The 20,724-nt window shown below is 28.0% G+C and carries 19 protein-coding genes and 1 pseudogene; 15 read left to right on the forward strand and 5 right to left on the reverse strand.

From position 1 onward, the window contains the following. From T324_RS0106240 to uvrC, 4 genes and pseudogenes are all read left to right on the forward strand, one after another. Complete coding sequence (locus T324_RS0106240) at positions 1–1,500, forward strand: sugar ABC transporter ATP-binding protein (RefSeq protein ID WP_038375064.1); 1,500 nt, start codon at positions 1–3, stop codon at positions 1,498–1,500. A 24-nt stretch (positions 1,501–1,524) separates the two neighbouring features. Then, the gene (locus T324_RS0106245) at positions 1,525–2,148 is read left to right on the forward strand and encodes a KpsF/GutQ family sugar-phosphate isomerase (RefSeq protein ID WP_028329452.1); all 624 of its coding nucleotides are present in this window, start codon (positions 1,525–1,527) and stop codon (positions 2,146–2,148) included. Then, positions 2,148–2,795, forward strand: a pseudogene (locus T324_RS0106255) (ribulose-phosphate 3-epimerase). The gene T324_RS0106245 and the pseudogene T324_RS0106255 overlap by 1 nt, the downstream one beginning before the upstream one ends. A 46-nt stretch (positions 2,796–2,841) precedes the next feature. After that, on the forward strand, positions 2,842–4,692 hold the full coding sequence (gene uvrC, locus T324_RS0106260) for an excinuclease ABC subunit UvrC (RefSeq protein ID WP_028329455.1): 1,851 nt from the start codon (positions 2,842–2,844) through the stop codon (positions 4,690–4,692). 3 nt (positions 4,693–4,695) lie between these two features. Here uvrC and T324_RS0106265 read toward each other — a convergent pair whose 3' ends face one another. Beyond that, positions 4,696–5,328, reverse strand: coding sequence for a hypothetical protein (locus tag T324_RS0106265; protein ID WP_028329456.1), 633 nt, complete (start codon positions 5,326–5,328; stop codon positions 4,696–4,698). Positions 5,329–5,409: 81 nt separating this feature from the next. On the opposite strand from T324_RS0106265, the gene T324_RS0106270 reads away from it, so the two are divergent. Continuing rightward, positions 5,410–6,156 carry a hypothetical protein gene (locus T324_RS0106270; protein WP_028329457.1) on the forward strand — a complete coding sequence of 249 codons (747 nt, stop codon included), beginning with the start codon at positions 5,410–5,412 and terminating at the stop codon, positions 6,154–6,156. A 7-nt stretch (positions 6,157–6,163) separates the two neighbouring features. Continuing rightward, on the forward strand, positions 6,164–7,048 hold the full coding sequence (gene truB, locus T324_RS0106275; RefSeq protein ID WP_038375066.1) for a tRNA pseudouridine(55) synthase TruB: 885 nt from the start codon (positions 6,164–6,166) through the stop codon (positions 7,046–7,048). Positions 7,049–7,109: 61 nt separating this feature from the next. Here the strand turns inward: truB and gatA are convergent, their stop codons facing one another. Beyond that, positions 7,110–8,558, reverse strand: a complete 1,449-nt coding sequence (gatA, locus tag T324_RS0106280) for an Asp-tRNA(Asn)/Glu-tRNA(Gln) amidotransferase subunit GatA (protein ID WP_028329459.1) — start codon at positions 8,556–8,558, stop codon at positions 7,110–7,112. A gap of 188 nt (positions 8,559–8,746) precedes the next feature. After that, positions 8,747–9,646 carry a hypothetical protein gene (locus tag T324_RS0106285; protein WP_028329460.1) on the reverse strand — a complete coding sequence of 300 codons (900 nt, stop codon included), beginning with the start codon at positions 9,644–9,646 and terminating at the stop codon, positions 8,747–8,749. A gap of 215 nt (positions 9,647–9,861) precedes the next feature. Between T324_RS0106285 and rpsF the strand changes: the two genes are divergently transcribed. The 8 genes from rpsF to T324_RS0106330 all read left to right on the forward strand — a co-directional run bounded on the left by rpsF (position 9,862) and on the right by T324_RS0106330 (position 15,777). After that, positions 9,862–10,203 (forward strand): 30S ribosomal protein S6, encoded by a 342-nt coding sequence (rpsF, locus tag T324_RS0106290; RefSeq protein WP_028329461.1) that lies wholly within the window; start codon positions 9,862–9,864, stop codon positions 10,201–10,203. 18 nt (positions 10,204–10,221) lie between these two features. After that, positions 10,222–10,653: a single-stranded DNA-binding protein gene (ssb, locus tag T324_RS0106295; RefSeq protein WP_028329462.1), complete on the forward strand. Its 432-nt coding sequence runs from the start codon at positions 10,222–10,224 to the stop codon at positions 10,651–10,653. 30 nt (positions 10,654–10,683) lie between these two features. Next, entirely contained in the window at positions 10,684–11,013 is a 330-nt protein-coding gene (rpsR, locus tag T324_RS0106300; RefSeq protein ID WP_028329463.1) for a 30S ribosomal protein S18, read from the forward strand. Positions 11,014–11,139: 126 nt separating this feature from the next. Beyond that, positions 11,140–11,805 (forward strand): class II aldolase/adducin family protein, encoded by a 666-nt coding sequence (locus T324_RS0106305; RefSeq protein WP_038375067.1) that lies wholly within the window; start codon positions 11,140–11,142, stop codon positions 11,803–11,805. Positions 11,806–11,819: 14 nt separating this feature from the next. Then, entirely contained in the window at positions 11,820–12,458 is a 639-nt protein-coding gene (locus T324_RS0106310; RefSeq protein WP_028329465.1) for a CatA-like O-acetyltransferase, read from the forward strand. Positions 12,459–12,556: 98 nt separating this feature from the next. Next, complete coding sequence (locus tag T324_RS0106315) at positions 12,557–13,804, forward strand: DUF6175 family protein (protein ID WP_028329466.1); 1,248 nt, start codon at positions 12,557–12,559, stop codon at positions 13,802–13,804. A gap of 30 nt (positions 13,805–13,834) precedes the next feature. Next, positions 13,835–14,377: an epoxyqueuosine reductase QueH gene (locus T324_RS0106320; RefSeq protein WP_028329467.1), complete on the forward strand. Its 543-nt coding sequence runs from the start codon at positions 13,835–13,837 to the stop codon at positions 14,375–14,377. Positions 14,378–14,913: 536 nt separating this feature from the next. Further along, positions 14,914–15,777: an Rpn family recombination-promoting nuclease/putative transposase gene (locus T324_RS0106330; protein ID WP_028329469.1), complete on the forward strand. Its 864-nt coding sequence runs from the start codon at positions 14,914–14,916 to the stop codon at positions 15,775–15,777. A 370-nt stretch (positions 15,778–16,147) separates the two neighbouring features. Here T324_RS0106330 and T324_RS0106335 read toward each other — a convergent pair whose 3' ends face one another. Continuing rightward, positions 16,148–16,705 (reverse strand): hypothetical protein, encoded by a 558-nt coding sequence (locus T324_RS0106335; protein WP_028329470.1) that lies wholly within the window; start codon positions 16,703–16,705, stop codon positions 16,148–16,150. Between the two features lie 539 nt (positions 16,706–17,244). Here T324_RS0106335 and T324_RS0106340 point away from each other — a divergent pair. Beyond that, positions 17,245–19,038: a phosphoenolpyruvate carboxykinase (GTP) gene (locus T324_RS0106340; RefSeq protein WP_028329471.1), complete on the forward strand. Its 1,794-nt coding sequence runs from the start codon at positions 17,245–17,247 to the stop codon at positions 19,036–19,038. 412 nt (positions 19,039–19,450) lie between these two features. On the opposite strand, the gene T324_RS0106345 is transcribed toward T324_RS0106340, so the two are convergent. Beyond that, positions 19,451–20,647: an ankyrin repeat domain-containing protein gene (locus tag T324_RS0106345; protein WP_028329472.1), complete on the reverse strand. Its 1,197-nt coding sequence runs from the start codon at positions 20,645–20,647 to the stop codon at positions 19,451–19,453. Between the last annotated feature and the right edge of the window lie 77 nt (positions 20,648–20,724).

Here is a 20,724-nt window from a genome sequence, read left to right on the forward strand (position 1 = left end):
ATGTTAGATTCTTATGATGCTTGCAATATAAGAAAAGAATATTCTGGTGTAAGAATTTTACATGGTATAAATTTTAGAATACAATCTGGTACTATTCATGGTTTATTTGGACATAATGGGGCAGGAAAATCTACTTTATTAAAAGTTATGGCTGGAGTTGAAAAACCTGAAGATGGTACATTACAATTGAATGGAGAAACTATTACTTTGTCTTCTCCTCAAGTTGCTTTGTCTTCTGGAATAGCTTGTGTTTATCAAGAACTTAGACTTATACCTGATTTAACAGTTATGGAAAATATATTTTTGGGAAGAGAATTTGCAAATAAATTTGGTATTATCAATGAAAAGTATATGCTTGAGTATTCTAAACAATTGCTGGAGAAACATAATATAAATGTTAATCCAAAAGAGTATGTAAAGAATCTAACACATCCAATAAAACAAATAATAGAAGTTATAATCAATTTGGATAGAAAAGCTAAATTTATTATATTGGATGAACCTACAACAGCACTTGAAAGTAAACAGGCAGATATTTTATTGAAAGATGTTCAAAAGATAGTAAGAGAGAACAATATTGGAGTTGCAATAGTATCTCATAAAATAGATGAAGTTTTGCCATATTGCGATGAAGTATCTGTCATGTCTGGCGGAAGAATGCTGTTTAATGCTAAAAGCGGTAATTTTTCTAAAAAAGATATTGTTGATTCTATAATAGGAAAAAAGGAAAATGAAAAAGAATTGATATATAGTAAAACGGATAATGAATTTAATATTGATTATACTAAACCTTTTTTGGAAGTAAAAAATTTATCAACTTTAAAATTAAAGAATATCAATTTAAAATCTTACAAAGGAGAAATTTTAGGGATTTATGGATTAGTAGGATCAGGAAGAACTAGTTTTTGTCATACTATGTATGGTCTTTATAAAGCAGATTCTGGAGATATATTAATAGACGGCAATAAATATGAACCTAAAGATCCTTTGCATTCTATAAAGAATGGAATATCATATTTAACAGAAGATAGAAAACATTTTGGTATTATACCTTTAATGTCAGCTATTATAAATTCATCTATAACTTCTTTGCAAAGATTTAGTAATGGATTTAATTTGAATTATAAAAAATTAGATAAGCAAATATTAAATACATTAGAAAAAATTCAAATAAGAGGAAATGTTTATAATAGTATTAAATCTTTATCTGGAGGAAATCAGCAAAAGGCATTATTGGCTAGAATAATAGAAGAAAATTCAAATTTATTATTGTTGGATGAACCTACAAAAGGTGTTGATTTAGGAGCTAAGGCTGATATTTATAATATAATAAAATCATTAGGTAAATTAGGTAAATCAATAATTATAGTTTCAAGTGAAGAAGAAGAATTAGTAGAAACTGCTGATAGAGTTATAATATTTAAAGATGGACAATGCAGAGATATAGTTTTAAAAGGCAGTGATATTACAGTTACTAATTTAAGAGAATCGGTATTTTAACAAAATAAATAAAAGGAGATATTTATGAATAAAGATAGAAGAGATAGTATAGACTATGTATTAAAAGCAGAAAGTGACAGCATATTAGAGGTATTGAATAATTATGATGAAAAAGTTTTAGATTCAATAGTAGATGCTATAATGAATTGTAAAGGTAAAATTATTATTTCCGGATGCGGAACTTCAGGGGAAGCTGCTAAAAAAATAGCTCATACACTTTCATGTACAGAATGTCCTTCAGTATTTTTAAGTCCTTCTGATGCGGTTCATGGAGGATTGGGATTAGTTCAAAAAGAAGATATAGTAATATTATTGTCTAAGGGCGGAGAAACAATGGAATTAACATCTATGATTCCAGCTATAAAACAAAAAAAATCACTTTTAATAGGAATAACAGAAAATGAAAATTCTTCTCTTGCAAAAGAGAGTGATATATTCTTTAAATTGAAAATTTCAAAAGAAGCTGATAATTTTAATCTTTTAGCAACTTCAAGTATTATTGTATTAATAGCTATATTTGATGCTGTAATAATTACAATTATGAAAGAAAAAGGTTTCTCTAAAGAAGATTTTAGTCTAATACATCCAGGCGGTGCTGTAGGAAGAAAACTTACAGGAAAAATTTTATATTCTGAAGAGAAGATATAATGTCTGCTTTTTCTTTATCAATATTTTCTTCAAATCATGATAATATGCTTGATTCGTTAAATGAAGCTAAAGAATATAATGTAACATATTTGCATTTTGATGTTATGGATGGAAAATTTGTACCTATGACTGGATTAAGTATACATGATTTAGAATATGTAGTTGATTATACGAGCATACCTATAGATGTTCATTTGATGACTTATAATTTGAAATAAACTGTAAGAGAATTTTCAAAATTTGATTTGAATTCTATAGCAATACATATTGGAGTAGAATCATATAATAATACTATAGATATTTTGAAGTATATAAGAAGTGCAGGGATAAAATCATCAATAGTGATTTCTCCAGAAAATGATATTTTGGAAATAGAAAGGTATTTAGATTTTATTGATGAAATTCTTATTATGACTGCAAAACCTGGTGTTAAAAATAGTGCATTTATAGAGGATAGTTTTGAAACTATAAAGAAAGCTTCATATATTTTGAATAGTAGTAATATAATTATATCTGTTGATGGAGCATTAGATATAGATAGAGCTTTCAAATGTATAGATAATGGAGCTGAGAAAGTTATTATGGGAAGATGCTTCTATAATAGTACAAATAAATTGGATTTAGTAAATAGTGTTATAAATAAATAATTATTAAAATTTTGAAATTTTTGCTGTTATTTTATATAATGCAATTATGAATCAAGAAGTTAAAAGCTATATATATGATAAATTAAAGCGTATACCAGATAAATCTGGTGTATACTTTATGAAAGACATCAATTCTGCTATAATTTATATAGGTAAGGCAAAATCTCTAAAAAAAAGAGTATCATCATATTTTAATAATTCTAATAAAGATGCTAAAACTACAGCACTTGTTGATCATATAAGATATATTGATTATATATTGACAGAGAATGAAGTTGAGGCTTTGATATTAGAAGCTGAAATGATAAGAAAGCATAAGCCTCATTATAATATATTGCTTAAAGACCAGAAATCATTTCCATTTATAGCTGTTACAAATGAGCATTTTCCTAGGGTTATTAAGGCTAGAAATGTTATAGATAAAGAAAATGCAAGCAAATATAAAAGATATTACGGACCTTATGTTGCTGCTGAGAAAGCAGATAATATAGTTAAATTTATAGTTGATAATTTTAAATTAAGAAGATGTAAGTATGATTTTCCTTTAAAAAGACCTATAAGACCTTGCCTCTATCATCATATAGGAAAATGTACAGCTCCTTGTGCTAATTTAATTAATGAAGAAGATTATGATAAAACAATAGAAGAAGCTATTATGGTGCTTGAAGGGAATGTTGATGAACTTGTTGCTAAACTTAAGCAAGATATGTTTCAGCATACAGAAAAATTAGAATTTGAAGCTGCAAAGGATTTAAGAGATAAAATAGATTTGCTTAAATATATAACTGTAGAACAGAGCATTTATATACCAGAAAGTGATGACATAGATATAATAGGTGCTTATGGGGAGAATGGAAATTATATAATAGTTATTTTATCTGTTAAAGGTGGCAAACTTATAGATAGAAAAACTTTTAATATGCAGGCTGCAGAAAATATTGAAGATGATTATTATGATGATAAAAAAGTATCAAAATATTCTGAGGTTATATCTGCATTCTTTACACAATATTATACTCATGCTAATTTGATACCTGCATCAATATCAACTGATTTTCCAATTATAGATGCTGATGTTATAAAAGATTATTTAAAAAAAATATCTGGAAGAGATGTTGATATTAAATTAGATAATACTAAAAAAGGCCTTATGAATATAGCAAATGAGAATGCTAAGCATTTATTTAAAGAAAAGGCACTTGTAAGAGAAATACCTTTAGGAATAACAAGGCTTCAGGAAATATTTAAATTGAAGCGTGCTCCTACAATAATAGAATCATTTGATATAGCACATATTCAGGGAAGTTATACTATGGCAGGAATGGTTAGGTTTGTAAATGGGGTATCAGACAATAAGAATTACAGAATATTTAATATGAAAACAGTTACAGGAATAGATGATTTTGCTTCTATAAAAGAGGCTGTTTATAGAAGGTATAAAAGGCTTAAAGAAGAGAATCTAACATTTCCAGATTTAATATTAATAGATGGAGGACGCGGACAGCTTAATTCTGCTATAGAGGCTTTGAAAGAACTTGATATAAAGGGACAGCCTATAATGGCACTTGCTAAAAAATTTGAAGAGATATATTTACCTAATAGAGATAAACCTGTGCAGTTAAATGATAATGAACCTGCAAGACTTTTTTTGCAGAAAGTTAGGGATGAAACTCATAGATTTGTTAATACAAGTCATGGAAAGAAAAGAAGCAGAGAAATGGTTAAAAGCGAACTTGAAAATATTGAAGGACTTGGTAAAAAAACTATAGAGAAATTATATGCCCATTTTATCAATATTGATAATATAAAAAAGGCTTCATTAGAAAGTATACGTAATATACCCGGTATAAGCTATAAAGTGGCTAATAATATATATAATCATTTTCATGATGCATGAATATTATTCTAATTCTGTTTCTATTACAACATTGTATTCATTTGAAGTATAGCTTTCTTCTAGTATATAGGCATTATTTGTTAATTTAACAGCATTATCAACTTCTATTCCAGAATCTATTAATATGTTGTATAAAGATTTGTAAGCTCTTTTTAAGGCATTTTGAGTAAGTATTTGTCTTGTATAAGCACTTAAATTATCTGTTATTTCTATAGAGGCATTTGCTCTAAAAAATTTTTCTTCTACAGAGCCTTCTTTTTTTATAAGTTTTAATGCTTCCAAAGTTTTTTCGTATATTGTATCATCTTTCACTTTTATTTCAGTGTAGAAATTATTATCTTTTTCATATTGTTTTATATTCGCTATGTCTTTATTATCAAAATCTATTAAATTTTTATCTTTTAAATGTACAGCAACTACATTAAAATCATTTCTGTTTATTGATTGAGCTGTCTGTTCGGCTATAGAGTAATATATACCGTCTATTGCTTTTGATTTGCTGGCATCATAATTTACATCGCTGTATGATTTTGAATATAATATTCCCTTTTTTACATTGCTTTTTGAACATGATACTGTTATAATTGATAGAAATATAAAAAATATCAATAAAAAATTTGTATTGTTTTTTTTCATAGTTTATAATAGGTTATCCTTTAATATATTAATTATTTTAACTTGATAATATTAATAATTGTAAAAAATGGAGATTATATATTGAAAATAAAATTAATTATTTTATCAGCATTGTTTATTGCAATTTTTACTTCATGTGCCAAGCAAGAGGATAATTTTCTTGAAGATATGGCATCTTTAGACAAATCCTATATTGATGCTCTTTTAAATATTAGAGATTCAAATAATTCTAATGGAAAAGAAGTTATAGAGAAATTTATAATAGTATGGGATGATTTTAAAAATAAATATTATAGTGTTAATACAGAAGATCCTCAATGGAAAGCAGATTTTGACAGTTTGCAGGACATATTAATACGTTCGCATTACTATATATCCAGCGGAGAGGATGAGAGTGCAGGATACTCTATACTGCATGATATAAAATATGTTTTATCAGATTTGAGGAAAAGAAATAATGTAAATTGGTTTTTTGATAATTTAAATTCTATATATAAAACAGCATTTAGAATGTATGAATTATCAAAAATATATAGTTCTTCTAATACTATACTTACTCAGGAAGAGGAAGAGAAGTTATTGGTTGTTTATTATTTGCTTGATAATGCCACAAAAACAACAATATCAGAATTTGATAAAAGTAATATTCATTTACTTCATTTATCTCAAGAACAGCTTGGAACTTTAAGACATAATATAGAAACTATAGATGATTTAGTTAAGTCTATAGGAGAGAATTTATTTTCAAAAAGGTATGATACTATTTATAATATATCAGATAATATTTTAAATATTTATTTTAATTCACTGCAGATAATAAGAGGGTAGGTTTAATTTGCTTAAAGGATTTTGTATAGTTAATAAACCTATTGGAATAACCTCATTTGATGCCATAAAAAAAATTAAAAAACATTTTAGAGAAGAATATAATATAATAGAAAAGAGAATAGGGCATGTAGGAACATTGGATCCTTTCGCAGATGGAGTTTTAATACTTGCTTTTGGAAGATACACTAAACTTTTTTTCTTATTTGATGATATGTCTAAAGAATATATTGCAGAAGGTGTTTTTGGTGAAAGCAGGGATACAGATGATGTAGAGGGAAATGTTTTAGCCATATCAGATTCTAAAAATATATTAAGTTTTGAAGAATTAGATAAAATTATAAAAACAAATTTTTCTGGAAATATTATACAAAAACCGCCTATATATAGTGCTAAAAAAATAAATGGTAAAAGAGCTTATGATATGGCTAGAGCTAATGAAAAATTTGAATTAAAAAGTGTAAATGTATGCATTAATAATATTGAGCTTCTTGAATACAATTATCCATATTTCAAAATAAAAACATCTGTAAGCAAAGGTACTTATATAAGGTCTATCATTAGAGATATAGGCATTATTACAAATAATCTTGCCTATACTAAAAGTCTTACAAGATGTTCTATAGGTAAATATAATATAGATATGGCTTGTAATATAGAAAATATAAGCAGTGATAATATACTTTCTTTTTCTGAGATGTTTAAAGATTTTGATAATATTGTTATAGAAGATAAAGAAACAGTAAAGCAAATATTATGCGGCAATACTAAAATGATTGAAACTTTAGAGATAAAAAATAAATACTTAGTTTTGAATAATGAAAATAATGATTTAATTGCTGTTATTACAAATGATTCTGATAAAAGAAATACTTATTCATTTATAAATATATAATAAAAAAATAAAGCAAAGATTATTAAAATCAATGCTTTATTTTATTTATTTAAATTTTATATTATTTATTTAATAATTCATGAGCATAAGCCATTTTGAACATTGATACTTCGTCAAACTGTTTAGTTATAAACTGTATACCTATAGGCATATTGTTTTTATCTACACCGCAAGGTACACTCATTGCAGGAAGTCCAACCAAGTTTATATTAGAAGTATAACTGTCAGCTAAGAAACTTAAAGCACTGTCAGTTTGATCTCTTGTACCTAAAAGTCCAGCAGTTACAGGAGATGAAGGGGATATGATAACATCAACATTCTTGAATGCATTATCAAAATCCATCTGCATTAATTTTCTTACTTTTAATGCATGTTGATAATGACTGTAGAAGAATCTTTTACCAGTCATTAAAGTTCCAAATAGTATTCTAGCTCTAGTTTCAAAAGCAAGTCCTACGCTTCTTGAAGTATAATAATATTCGTCTAAATTGAAATCGCCTTTAGGGTGATAACCGTATCTTATTCCATCATATCTTCCCATATTTGATGCTACTTCAACGGCCATAACAGCAGTATAAACTCTTGAACCATATTTAGCATTAGGAAGACTAATATCAACTATTTCAGCACCTTGATCTTTTAATTTTCCAATAGCATCCATTATATTTTCTTTTACATCATGTGCTATTAAATCTGTATCATAATACTCTTTAGCAAGTCCTATTTTCATACCTTTAATATTACCGTCTAAAGCAGAAACATAATCAGGAACAGGAATATTTAATGTAGTAGACTCTTTAGGATCAAAACCAGCTATAACTTTAGTCATTAAAGCAGCATCTTTAACATCTTTAGTTAATGGTCCTACTTGATCCAAACTGCTTGCCATAGCTATACATCCAAGCCTAGGTACTCTTCCATAAGTAGGTTTAACACCAACTATTCCGCAGAATGATGCAGGCTGTCTTATAGAACCTCCTGTATCGCTTCCCAAAGCTCCAAAAGCAAAGTTAGCGGCAACAGCAGCAGCAGAACCACCAGAAGATCCTCCTGGTACATGATTTCTGTTTATAGGGTTTCTAGTTATGCCATAATTGGAAGTTTCTGTAGTTCCTCCCATAGCAAATTCATCCATATTAGTTCTGCCTATTATAATAGCTCCATTATCTATTAATCTTTGAACTGTAGGAGCTGTATAAGGTGCTTTATAACCTTCAAGCATTTTTGAAGAAGCAGTCATTAAATGATCTTTATAACATAGATTATCTTTAATAGCTATAGGAACACCTAATAATGGTAAATCTTCTCCGTTGTTTATTCTATCCTGCGCTTTTTTAGCTTGTTCTAATGCTTCATCTTTAAAAACTTCAAGATAAGCGAATATTTTATCTTCTCTTTTATCATCAGCTTCTATCTTTTTTATAATAGAATCAACTAATGTAGGAGCATCTATTTCCTTATTTTTTAATTTTTCTCTTATTTGAATTATAGTTAATTCATTTAACTCCATAGTAAAAAACCTCTTAAACAAAAATATAATAAAAGTTATTAATTTAAACGATTATATCATATATATAACTTTTTTGCAAAATAAATAATATTTTAAAAAGGAATATTGTGGTTGGAAATTAATTTAAATATAAAAAAATAGAAGGACTATATAATATTATTATATAGTCCTTCTATCTATCTAATCAATTACTGATTGTTTTCAACAGCTTGAGTATTATTATTTCCCTCTTTATTTTCATCTTTTGGAGGTTTAATTTCTGGTGGTATTCCTACAGGAACATCAGCGAAATCGAAATAATTTTCATAATATAAATTTTGGAATCTTAAAGCTATAGGCTGCATTCTAAAATTATCTACATAAGAAGCTACAAAGTTAATATTTTTTTGACCATAAGTAGCATAGAAAACAGCTAAAGAAGTATTAGCAGCTTTGTTCATATAGTTACCATATTTCATAGAAGTAAAATCATCAAATGTTCTGCTTCTGCTGTTATGGAAACCGCCGTATTTAGTATGGAAGCCACCTAAAGTTCTGCTGAATAAACCTCTAGACATTACATAACCAGGATGAGCATATTCATTGCCTTCATTTCTTGATTTATACTGTTCTAAAGTGTAATCTCCTTCATAAACAGCACTTACAGCAAATAATTTATCTTCATGGAAGAAGAATTTATAAGCCCATTTAGTTTCTTTTCCAGCTAGTGTAGCATCTTCATTAATAGCATCAGCTCTAACTGTCATACATTTAAATTCGTTTGTAACTATAAAGTTGAAATATAAAATGTTTTCATCTCTTGTGAATAATTCTGAAACATCATTAGTAGTAAATTTAACATTTATCCAATCCATAGTTTGAGGGTTATACCATACTAAATCTGGATCTGGATATTTACTAACATAGAATGTACCGCTTACAGGCTCAGCAGCTGCTGATGAGAAATTAGAAGCCATTAAGATCTCATTAACTTCATCAGGACTTATACCATAAGGAACCAAATCATTAAACTTGTAAGGAACTGTTTGGTATGCATGAACTGATATTGATATAGCTACCAACAAAAACATAACTAGTAATTTTTTCATTTTGTTCTCCAAGATTTTAATTGTTTATATTATACTATATTAAAAAATTAAAGCAAATCAATTATGTTTACTTACTGTAATTTTTTTAATTTTTTACATTATTAATAAATTTATTTTGATTGACTTTTTATGGAAAATCGTATATTATGTTTCAAATAAATTTATATACTTCGCTTCCTTATTTATAAAGAAGCTTTGTCCAAGGAGTTAAAGAAATGAGAGAATACGAAATATTATTCGTAACAGAAATCAATGACGCTGTGCATCAAAATGCTAAAGATCATGTAAAAACTATTTTGCAGAATTATCATTCTGAAATATTCCATGAAGCAGATTATGGAATTCATAATTTAAGCTACCCAATACGTAAAGTTAATCAGGGTAAATTTTATTTCTACCATTTTAGATGTGACGGCAACAACTTATCTAATATTGAAAGAGAATTACGCTATGAACTCAGTATATTGAGATTTATAATAGTTCGCTTAGATGAGATAATTCAAAAAGATAAAAAAGAAAATAATAGTAATAATGAAGAAGCTTCAAAAGAGGCTTAATTTTTAGAGGCTTATTTTATGGCAACAGATTTTAATAATGTAACAATAATAGGAAGACTTACTGCGGATCCTGTAACTAAATATTTACCTAGCGGAAGTGCAGTTGTAGAGTTTTCTATAGCAAATAATTATTATGTTAGTACAAAAAATACTACAGAAGTTAATTATTTTGATGTGGTTGCTTTTGGTAAAATGGCTGAGACTGTTGGGAAGTATCTTACTAAAGGAAAACAGGTTGCTATAAGCGGTACTTTAAGACAGGAAAGATGGCAGGATAAAGATACTAATGCTACAAGATCTAAAGTAAGAATCATTATGCAGACTATGCAGATGTTAGGTGCTGCAGGCGGTTCTGGTTCTGCAAGCATGGATACTACATATTCTCCTTCAGCTTCTCCTTCAAGTGTTGATTTGGGAAGTTTTGAGGATGATGATGAAGTTCCATTTTGATGATTAATAATTTTTTAGGAGATAAAAATCATGGATTTAGAAAATACAGAAAATTTTGAAAATAGTGCTGAAGAAGAAATGAAAGCTAAAGGTGATAAAAAAGCTCATTTCAATAAAGAAGTAAATGAAAAAGACGGCAGAAAAAAATTCTTTAAAAAGAAAGTATGTTATTTCTGTAAAAACAATATAGATGTATTAGATTACAAAGACATTAAATTATTAAAAAGATACGTTAAAGACAGCGGTAAAATTATACCTAAACGTTTAAATGGTACTTGTTCTAAGCATCAAAGATTAGTTACTAAAGCTATTAAAAGAGCTAGAAATATAGCACTTTTACCTTATGAAACTAGATATTAATTTTTTATTATATTAAAGAATATTAGCAGCTGTTATAATTATTTATAGCAGCTGTTTTTTATTTGACAGTTTTTTATCTTGTATTATAATAAAAAGCACAAAATAATTAAAATTAGGATTTTATATATGGGTAATGAAATTAACGAATATAGAAGATATTTATCTCAAGATATTATAAGAACCTGTATAAGAATGCAAAAGGATGGAATTAATCAGGGAACTTCAGGTAATGTAAGTTTTCGTTTTGAAAATGGAATGCTTATAACTCCTTCTAGTATGCCTTATGATACTATGAAAGCTGAAGATATTGTTTTTGTTGATGAGAATGGAAATGCTGAGCCTAATAAAAGACCTTCAAGCGAATGGAGATTTCATTTATCTATATTGAAGGATAATCCTGATTTTAATGTTGTTATACATAGCCATTCAATATATTCTTCAATAGTTTCAATAATGGGAGTTGATTATATACCTGCTATACATTATATGGTAGCTATTGCAGGTGGTAAAATTATACCTTGTGCTGAATATGCAACTTATGGTACAGAAGAGCTTTGCAATAATATATCAAAAGCTATGAAAGGATATAAGGCATGTATTATAAAAAATCATGGTCTTGTGGTTTCTGATTCCAGTATGGAAAAGGCTTACGGTGTTTTAGTTGAAGTAGAAAATCTTGCCAGAGAATTTGTTGAAGTTAGTAAAATTGGAAAGTATAATATTTTATCCGATGAGGAAATGGATATAATACTCAAAAAATTCGGCAATTACGGACTTAATGCTAGAAAATAATATTTCATAATTTTATGTTTAATGTAATAGATTTTAATCTTTATAATAGGAAAGAACATTACAAAATGTATATGTCGGATGTTCCTTGTACTTATAGTATAACGGTTAATTTGGACATAACTAATTTTTATAAATCAGTTAAAAATAAAGATGTTAAATTTTATGCTTCTATTATTTACTTTATATCAAAATCTGTAAACAAATATAAAGAATTTAGAATGTCATTGAACGATAATAAAGAACTTGGATACTATGACATAGTGCATCCTAGTTATACTATATTTCATAAAGATTCTAATACTTTTTCATGTATTTATACTGAATATAATGAAGATTTTAATTTGTTTTATAAAAATTATATTTTGGATATAGAAACTTATGGAGATAATAAATCATTTTTAGCAAAGCCTTGTGATTTGAAAAATATATTTAATATTTCATCAATTCCATTATCTGCATTTACTAGTTTTAATTTGAATTTAAAAAATGGTTTTGATTATTTGCCGCCTATATTTACAATAGGAAAGTACTATTATAATGATAAAAATAATTTAATAATACCTTTAGCATTGCAAGTACATCATAGTGTATGCGATGGTTATCATGTAGGTATTTTCTTTGAAGATTTGCAAAGAGAATTAAATAATTTTTAAAATAAGTGAAGCTTATTGAAAAAATATTACTTTAATTATAAAATAAATGTTTATAACATTATATTTTATAATATTTTTTATTCGAGGTTTATGGATTTATGAAATTATTGAAAAATAAAATCTATATATTTGTATTTACACTTCTATCGCTATTTTTTATATCATGTGCTACAACATCAAAAAGTACATCAAGCGGCGGTGTATATGTAGGTGAAGAAACAGGTGAAATAGGTATAGTTAATAATTGGAAGAACCCTGATTTTAAAGGCGGAAAAACTACAAAAATAGTTGCTGAAGGTTTTGCTTCTGCTGACGGAAGAGGTGAAGCTGATGCTATAGAAAGATCTATAGAGAGTGCTAAGCGTAAAGCGGTAGAACAGGCAGTTGGTTCTATTGTTCAAGGTTCAACTTTAGTAGAAAATAACAGACTTATAAGTTCAAAAATATATGATAATACAACAGGTTATATATCTTCATATAAAGTATTAAACATTTCAAAAAGCGGTTCCGTATGGTATTCAAAAATAGAAGCTGTTGTTGGTGTAGATATGATTCAGGATAATTTGCAGGCTATGGGAATACTTATGGACAGAAAGAATATGCCTCTTATAGTTATGCTTGTTACCGATGAAACAGGAGAATTAAGCGAATCATTTAATGTTCAATTAGAAAAGAATATGAGTGAAAAAGGATTCAAATTTGTAAGTGCTAGTTCTCTAAGCAGCGTTATGAGAAGAGAAAATATAAGTTATGAAGATACAAGAGGTTCACGTGCTTCAGATTATGTAAAAAGAATAGCATCTGCAACAGGAGCACAGATTGCAATATTGGGTAAGGCTGAGGCTGCTTTCTTTACTACTATAAAAGGTACTGCTATGAAAAGTTATAGAAGCGATGTAGCAATTACAGCTGTTAATATATCAGATTACAGTACTATAGCACGTTCTACTCATCAGGCTGGAGGAGTAGGAGGAAGCGATAAAGATGCACATTCAATTGCTTTAGTAAAATCTGCAGATTCTATATCAGATGATTTTGTAAATCAGATAGTAACAAAATGGCAGAGCGAAGTTCAAAATGGTACAGAATATACTATATATGTTAGTGGATTAGATTTCAATGATTCTATAAATTTTGAAGAGGCATTAAAAAAGAATATCGGCGGATTAAAGAGCGTTTATAATAGAGGAGTCTCTGGTACTTCATCTACATATGTTGTTAGATATGTAGGCAGCAGCAGAGATTTAGCTGTTGATATTAATGCCAAAGCAAAAAATATGGGTTATCAAGTTATTATAAGTAAATTTGATGATAAAACTATTACTTTGAAAGCTAGTAAAAGGTAATATTAATATAAAAGGTAATATTAATATAATATGAAAGAAAAGCTAGTACTTCATACTTGCTGTGCAGTTTGTATGTGTTATCCTAGAACCATACTGGAAGATTATGATACTGTGTTTTATTTTTATAATCCTAATATATACCCGATTGCTGAATATGAAAGAAGAAGAGACGAGTTTATAAATTATGCTGAAAGTATTGGTATAAAAACCCATATAGTAGAAGGTGAAAATGATGTTCAAAATTGGTATAATGATATTAAGGGTTTTGAAAATGAACCTGAGAAAGGTGCCAGATGTAGTATTTGTTTTAAGCATAGAATGAAAAAAGCATTTGAATATGCTGAAAGTATCAATGCTAAATATGTAGCAACCGTTATGACAGTAAGTCCACATAAAAACAGTAAGGTTATTGAAATGATAGGTAATTCTTTAGCCAAAGAGCATGAATCAGTAGAATATCTGCATTTTGATTTTAAGAAAAAAGACGGATTCAAAAAGACTAATATAATAGCAAATGATGCTGGACTTTACAGACAGCATTACTGCGGATGCGAGTTTAGTATTAGAGATTAATTTTATAGTTTGTATTTTTATCTGATAAATTTTGATTAAGTTTAAAATTTAATTAAATTCCCGCCCTCTAGGTTTAAAATCATTTTTGTTATTTTTGTATAGTTTTTATTTTTTATTTTTTTATGATATTTTAACACCCGCCCAAGTTTTTTTAAATTTATTGTGATGATTACCGTATGCTTAATGATTTTTTGATTATGGAGAATTAATGATTTAAATTTATTATATAACATAGGTATAATAGGAAATGATTATCAATAAAAAACCCCCTTACTTGAAACTTAAGCAAGGGGCAGTATTATATTATTTAATCAAACCCATTAGGATATTATAAAGACTTGAATAAATATCGCGGAATACCTGTAGAATTTTTAGTAAGTAAGCATTATAAGTTGGCTTTTATGTTCTAATATTGTTTGGGTAACGGGCATATAGAGATATTAACTTTAATATATTTTATTAAAAAACTATTTAACATGAATTAATGTAAAGGCTTACTTTGACAAAATATACTATTTTTATTATAATAGTTATATATGAGTAAAAAATTAGATGATGAAAAAATAAAAAATTTTAATCCTTTGAATGATTATTTTATGCGTTATATATTTGCTAAAGAAGGACACGAACATATATTAAAAAATCTTATTAATTCTGTGAGAATAGATTCTAATCAGGAACCTTTTGAATATATAGAAGTTTTAAATGCTTTTAATTTGAAAGAAAATGTTTTTGATAAAGAAAGTATTGCAGATGTTAAAGCGAAAACAAAATCAGGCGAAACTATAATAATAGAAATACAGAGAATAGGTAATCATTCATTTATATATAGAAGTTTATACTATTGGGCTAAAAACTATTTCACGAATTTAAAATCTAAAGATATATATTCAGATTTAACACCAGTAATAAGTATTAATATTTTGGATTTTAATTTGATAAAAGGTATAGATAAACCGCATAGCTGCTATTTTATTAAAGAATTAGAAACCAATTATATATTAACTAATCATTTGGAGCTTCATTTTCTTGAATTGAAAAAATTTAATAGTAATAATAAATTATATAAAGATTTATCAGATTGGTTTGAATTTTTAAATTCTAAAGATAAATTGGAGGATACTATGGAAATATTAGTGAAGAAAAACCCTATAATGAAAGATGTTTATGATGAGTATAATAAATTTATAAAGAGTAATGATTTATATAACGGCTACAGTAATTATGAAAGAGATTATTTTAATGTTCTGATGCTTAATGAAGAGCGTATAAAAGGTATAGAAGAAGGTAAAAAAGCTGAACAAATTAATATAGCAAGAGAAATGAAAAAAGAGAATATGGATATTAATTTGATAAGTAAATTAACAGGATTAAGTATAGAAGAAATAAAAAACTTGTGAATATATGCTAAATTTATTTAGCAGATACTTATAGTGAGCAAGTTTTTTTATATGTAAATAAAGAAATAAAAGAGTTATGATAAAAAATACTTAATATCAAGCTATTCTGTAAGGCTTTATACAGATAATATTTTTATATGTAATATATAAATAAAAACCCCTTACTTGAAACTTAAGCAAGGGGCAGTATTATATTATTTAATCAAACCCATTAGGATATTATGAAGGCTTGAATAAATATCGCGGAATACCTGTAGAATTTTTAGTAAGTAAGCATTATAAGTTGTGCTGTATAATGTATTTTGGTAAGCGGGTATATAGAGGCGGAGTAACACCCACCCCTATATACTCTTTATAACAAACGTAAAAACTATATAGAATACAAATTAATTAGCCCAAGTAGTAGAGGAGTTATTGTTACTTTCATAGTAGCTACTCCCTTACCATCAATAGTAACACCAGCAGTTTTGAAACTAGCTGAATCAAATTCATGTGTGCTAGCAGGTGTAAGAGTTATAGTTATATCAGCAGGATTTGTATCTGTTGGAAGTGGTTCAGGAGCAACAGCTTTAAAAGTTACACTGCTAACACTTTTAATAGCAGTAATTTTTGTTTCTACTGCAGTTAAAAGTTTATTTTTTGTATCACTATTACCTGCTGGGTCTTCAGCAGTTAATGCTATTGTTCCACTTGTAATTGATTTTCCTGTAAAATCAACATTATCTTTAGTAGAAGTATCATTACCTCCATCTTCATCTATAACAGCTAAAGCAATTACAGCATCTTGAACTGATTTTAATGTTACTTTTGTTTTTTGTGTTGTTGAACCTCCGTCATTGGTTGGGTCAGTAGTTTTTTTGTTACAGCTTACGCCTAGTAATGATAAAGCCATTACCATTACAAAAATAGATAAAATCTTTTTGTTCATAGTCTGAACTCCTTTTAATAAATTTTTATTATAAACATTATTACTAATGCTTATTTCTGAGTTGTAGGAATTAGGGCATTCCTTAATTATGTTAAGTTTGTATTTTGAAATATTATTTAATGCTTTATGATAAACTTTTATTGATAAATTAATTAATTTCTGCAACGCAAAAAGAGACTGCAGGTATAGTATAGTTAGTATAAAGTTAGGGTTGTTGTTTTGAGATTTTTTATTGATTAAAGAATGGTTAGAGTGCTGAGTGCTGAGTTTCAGCGATTAGTGTGTTTAGTGATATTTTTGTATTTCTCATAAGCGAATAATATGCTTTTTTTATTTTTATGTCAATATTTATGATTTATAATTTTTTAATTTTAATAAAATTTTTATAATGAAAAGTATTATATTAAAACAATATTAAAGAAAGAAATTTAATTGCAGTATATCTTCTTTTTCAAGTAAATAAATTAATAAAAATTATTTACTAAAAATTTATTTTATTGTATAATTTCCGCAACAAATTTTTATAAGGAGTAATATTCATGAAGGTTGAAGAATTAAAACATGAGAAGCTTAAAGCTTGGATTAAAGAAATAGCAGATATGTGTCAGCCAAAAGATATATATGTATGTGATGGAACTAAAGAAGAATATGACAACTGCATGAATGGTTTAGTAGAAATAGGTTTAGCAAAACCTCTTAAAAAAAGACCTCATAGCCATTCTTTTAGAAGCGATCCTTCTGACGTAGCACGTGTTGAAGATAGAACTTTTATCAGTTATCCGGATAAAGAGGATGCAGGTCCTACTAATCACTGGATGGCTCCGGATGAATTAAAAAGTACTATGAAAGAATTATATAAAGGCTGTATGAAAAACAGAACTATGTATGTAATTCCTTTCTCTATGGGTCCTGTTGGTTCTCCTATAGCTAAAATAGGTGTAGAAATCACTGACAGCCCTTACGTTGTATGTAACATGCATATAATGACTAGAGTTGGTACTAAAGTATTAGATGTATTAGGTGCTAACGGTGAGTTCATACCTTGCTTACACTCTGTAGGTGCTCCTCTTGCTGACGGTGCAAAAGATACTAAATGGCCATGTGCTCCAATAGAGCAAAAATATATTTCTCATTTCCCAGATGAAAACTTAATTTGGTCTTATGGTTCAGGTTACGGCGGAAACGCTTTACTTGGTAAAAAATGTTTCGCTTTACGTATTGCTTCTGCTATGGCTAGAAGAGAAGGCTGGATGGCAGAACATATGCTTATCTTACGTCTTACTAACCCAGAAGGCAAACAATTCCATATAGCAGCTGCATTCCCAAGTGCTTGCGGTAAAACTAACCTTGCTATGTTGCAGCCAACTATTCCTGGTTGGAAATGTGAAACTGTAGGTGACGATATTGCTTGGATGAAAATAAATCCTGAAGACGGCAGACTTTATGCTATTAACCCAGAAGCTGGTTTCTTCGGAGTAGCTCCAGGAACTTCTTATGATTCTAACCCTATGGCTATGGATTCAATAAAAGAAAACACTATATTTACTAACTGTGTAGAAACAGATGACGGCGATGTATGGTGGGAAGGTATGGGAGAAGCTCCTAAGCATGGTATAGACTGGAAAGGTAATGACTGGACTCCTGAAAGCGGTGAAAAAGGTGCTCACCCTAATGCTAGATTTACTGCTCCTGCTAGACAATGTCCTGTTATTTGTAAAGACTGGGAAGATCCTAAAGGTGTGCCTATAGATATATTCATCTTCGGAGGAAGAAGAGCTTCTGTTATGCCTTTAGTACATGAATCTTATAACTGGGATCATGGTGTATTTATGGGTGCTAGTCAGGCTAGTGAAACTACTGCTGCTAATATCGGTTCAGTTGGTGCTTTAAGATTTGACCCATTTGCTATGCTTCCTTTCGCTGGATACAATATGGGCGATTATATGAAACACTGGCTTGAAATGGGAGATAAATTAGGAAATAAAGCTCCTAAAATCTTCTATGTAAACTGGTTCAGAAAAGATGCTAATGGTAAATGGTTATGGCCTGGATTCGGTGATAACTCAAGAGTATTAAAATGGATGTGTGAAAGAGTTGAAGGTAAAATCGATGCTGTTGATACTCCTATAGGTAAAATGCCTAAAGAAGGAGATTTCGATCTTTCTGGTTTAGATATACCTGAAGATGATTTCAAAGAACTTATGAGAGTAGATGTTGACGCTTGGAAAGAGCAGTCTAAACAAATAGAAGATCATTTCAATAAGTTCGGAAGCAGACTTCCTGAAAGACTTAAAAAACAATTAGAAGAATTAAGAGCTAGATTAAGCAAATAATTTTAGTTAGTAATTTTTCTTAAGAATATAGCCAATAGTTTAACTTAATATTAAGCTATTGGCTTTTATTTTTGTAATTAATTAGGCTTTAAAATTTAATTACATACGCCCGCCCTTTAGATTTTTAATCGTTTCTGATGTTTTTGTATTATTTTTCTTTTTTATTTTTTTAGTTATTTTAGCTGCCCGCCCAAGATTTTTTTTAATTTTTTGTACGTTTACCGCACGCAGAGCGAAATTAAAAAATATATGTTTATTTGGAATTCAAATTTTATTATATTATAAATTTTGTTAACCGTGCGTTATGTAGATTTTAAATCTAGTTTGTGTATAATAATTCTATACTTTCCTTTCTAAAAAATAACAATAAGAAAATCATTAACATATAGACTAGAAATGTATAATAAAACTTTTATTTTTTCTTATAATATTTTTTTACTATATTAATCATTTTTTTATCCTGAATAGCCTCAGCATATTCTAAAACATTGTAGCTTTCTTTTATACTTCTGCCGTAGTCATTATCAGGTTTCATTTTTATATTTAAATCAACACCATTTTTTAATAAATATTCAGCAACTTTATAATTATGTTGGTCTATAGCATGAAATATCGCAGTATAGTTTATATCATTAGGATAATAGTTCATATCAGCCCCATTTTCAACCAATGCCTTAACTATTTCTAAATTACCCGCACCTGCAGCAATTGCTATAGGAGGATAATAATCTAAAAATTTTGTATCTAAATCGGCACCATTATCTTTTAAGAGTTTTACCACTTTAGGAGTAGATGCCGCAAGTATAGTAGCAGGAGCAACTCCGCTGTTATTTGTAGCATTTACATCCGCACCATTTTCTATTAAAAGTTTTGAAGCTTCATAAGGATTCTCTCCTGTAACAGCCCAAAGTAATGGAGTGTCCCCATTTTCATCGGCTTTTCCATTAACATCTATTCCATTATCTATTAAATATTGCATTATATTAATATTACCTTTTTCAGAAGCATAAATAAGTGCAGATGCCCCCCAAGATGATTTTGCATTTATATCTGCATTATTTTCTATTAATAGATTAAACATTTCTTCATTGCCATTTTCGCATGCAAGTATAATCATATTTTTGCCGTCTTTATTTTTTATATTTATATCAGAATTATTGTTTATTAGTAATTTTGCTATCTCTATATTATCAGTTCTTACAGCTTCCATTAAAGCATTAAATCCATCGTCTGCTCTTAAATTAACCAAAGCCCCATTATCAATCAAAGCTTTTGCTATATCATAATGCCCGTATGATGAAGCTATCATTAAAGGAGTAGAATTAGTATAGTGTGTAACATCGTCTATAATAAGCTCGCTTTTTGAAGCAGCATTTATACCGCCCTCATTTATCAATTCAATCATTTCAGCAACGCCTGTTTTTCTTTTATTTTTTTCTAATAAAGTTAATAATTCATCACTTGGTTTTATTATATCTATATCATTTTGTATTTCATTAAAATTGTTTGTATTAAAATATTTCAGTTCTTTATTGCTTATTATTTTAAACGGCTTTGAATAAAGCATTAATGCAGATATAAACAAGATAATTAGAATTTTATTTTTCATTTTAAACCTCTTTATTGTATTGTTATTTTTATTATACTATAATGATGTATAATTATCAATACCGTCATATAGTATAA

Origin of the sequence: Brachyspira alvinipulli ATCC 51933, assembly GCF_000518245.1 — a bacterium.
GTDB classification, from domain to species: domain Bacteria; phylum Spirochaetota; class Brachyspiria; order Brachyspirales; family Brachyspiraceae; genus Brachyspira; species Brachyspira alvinipulli.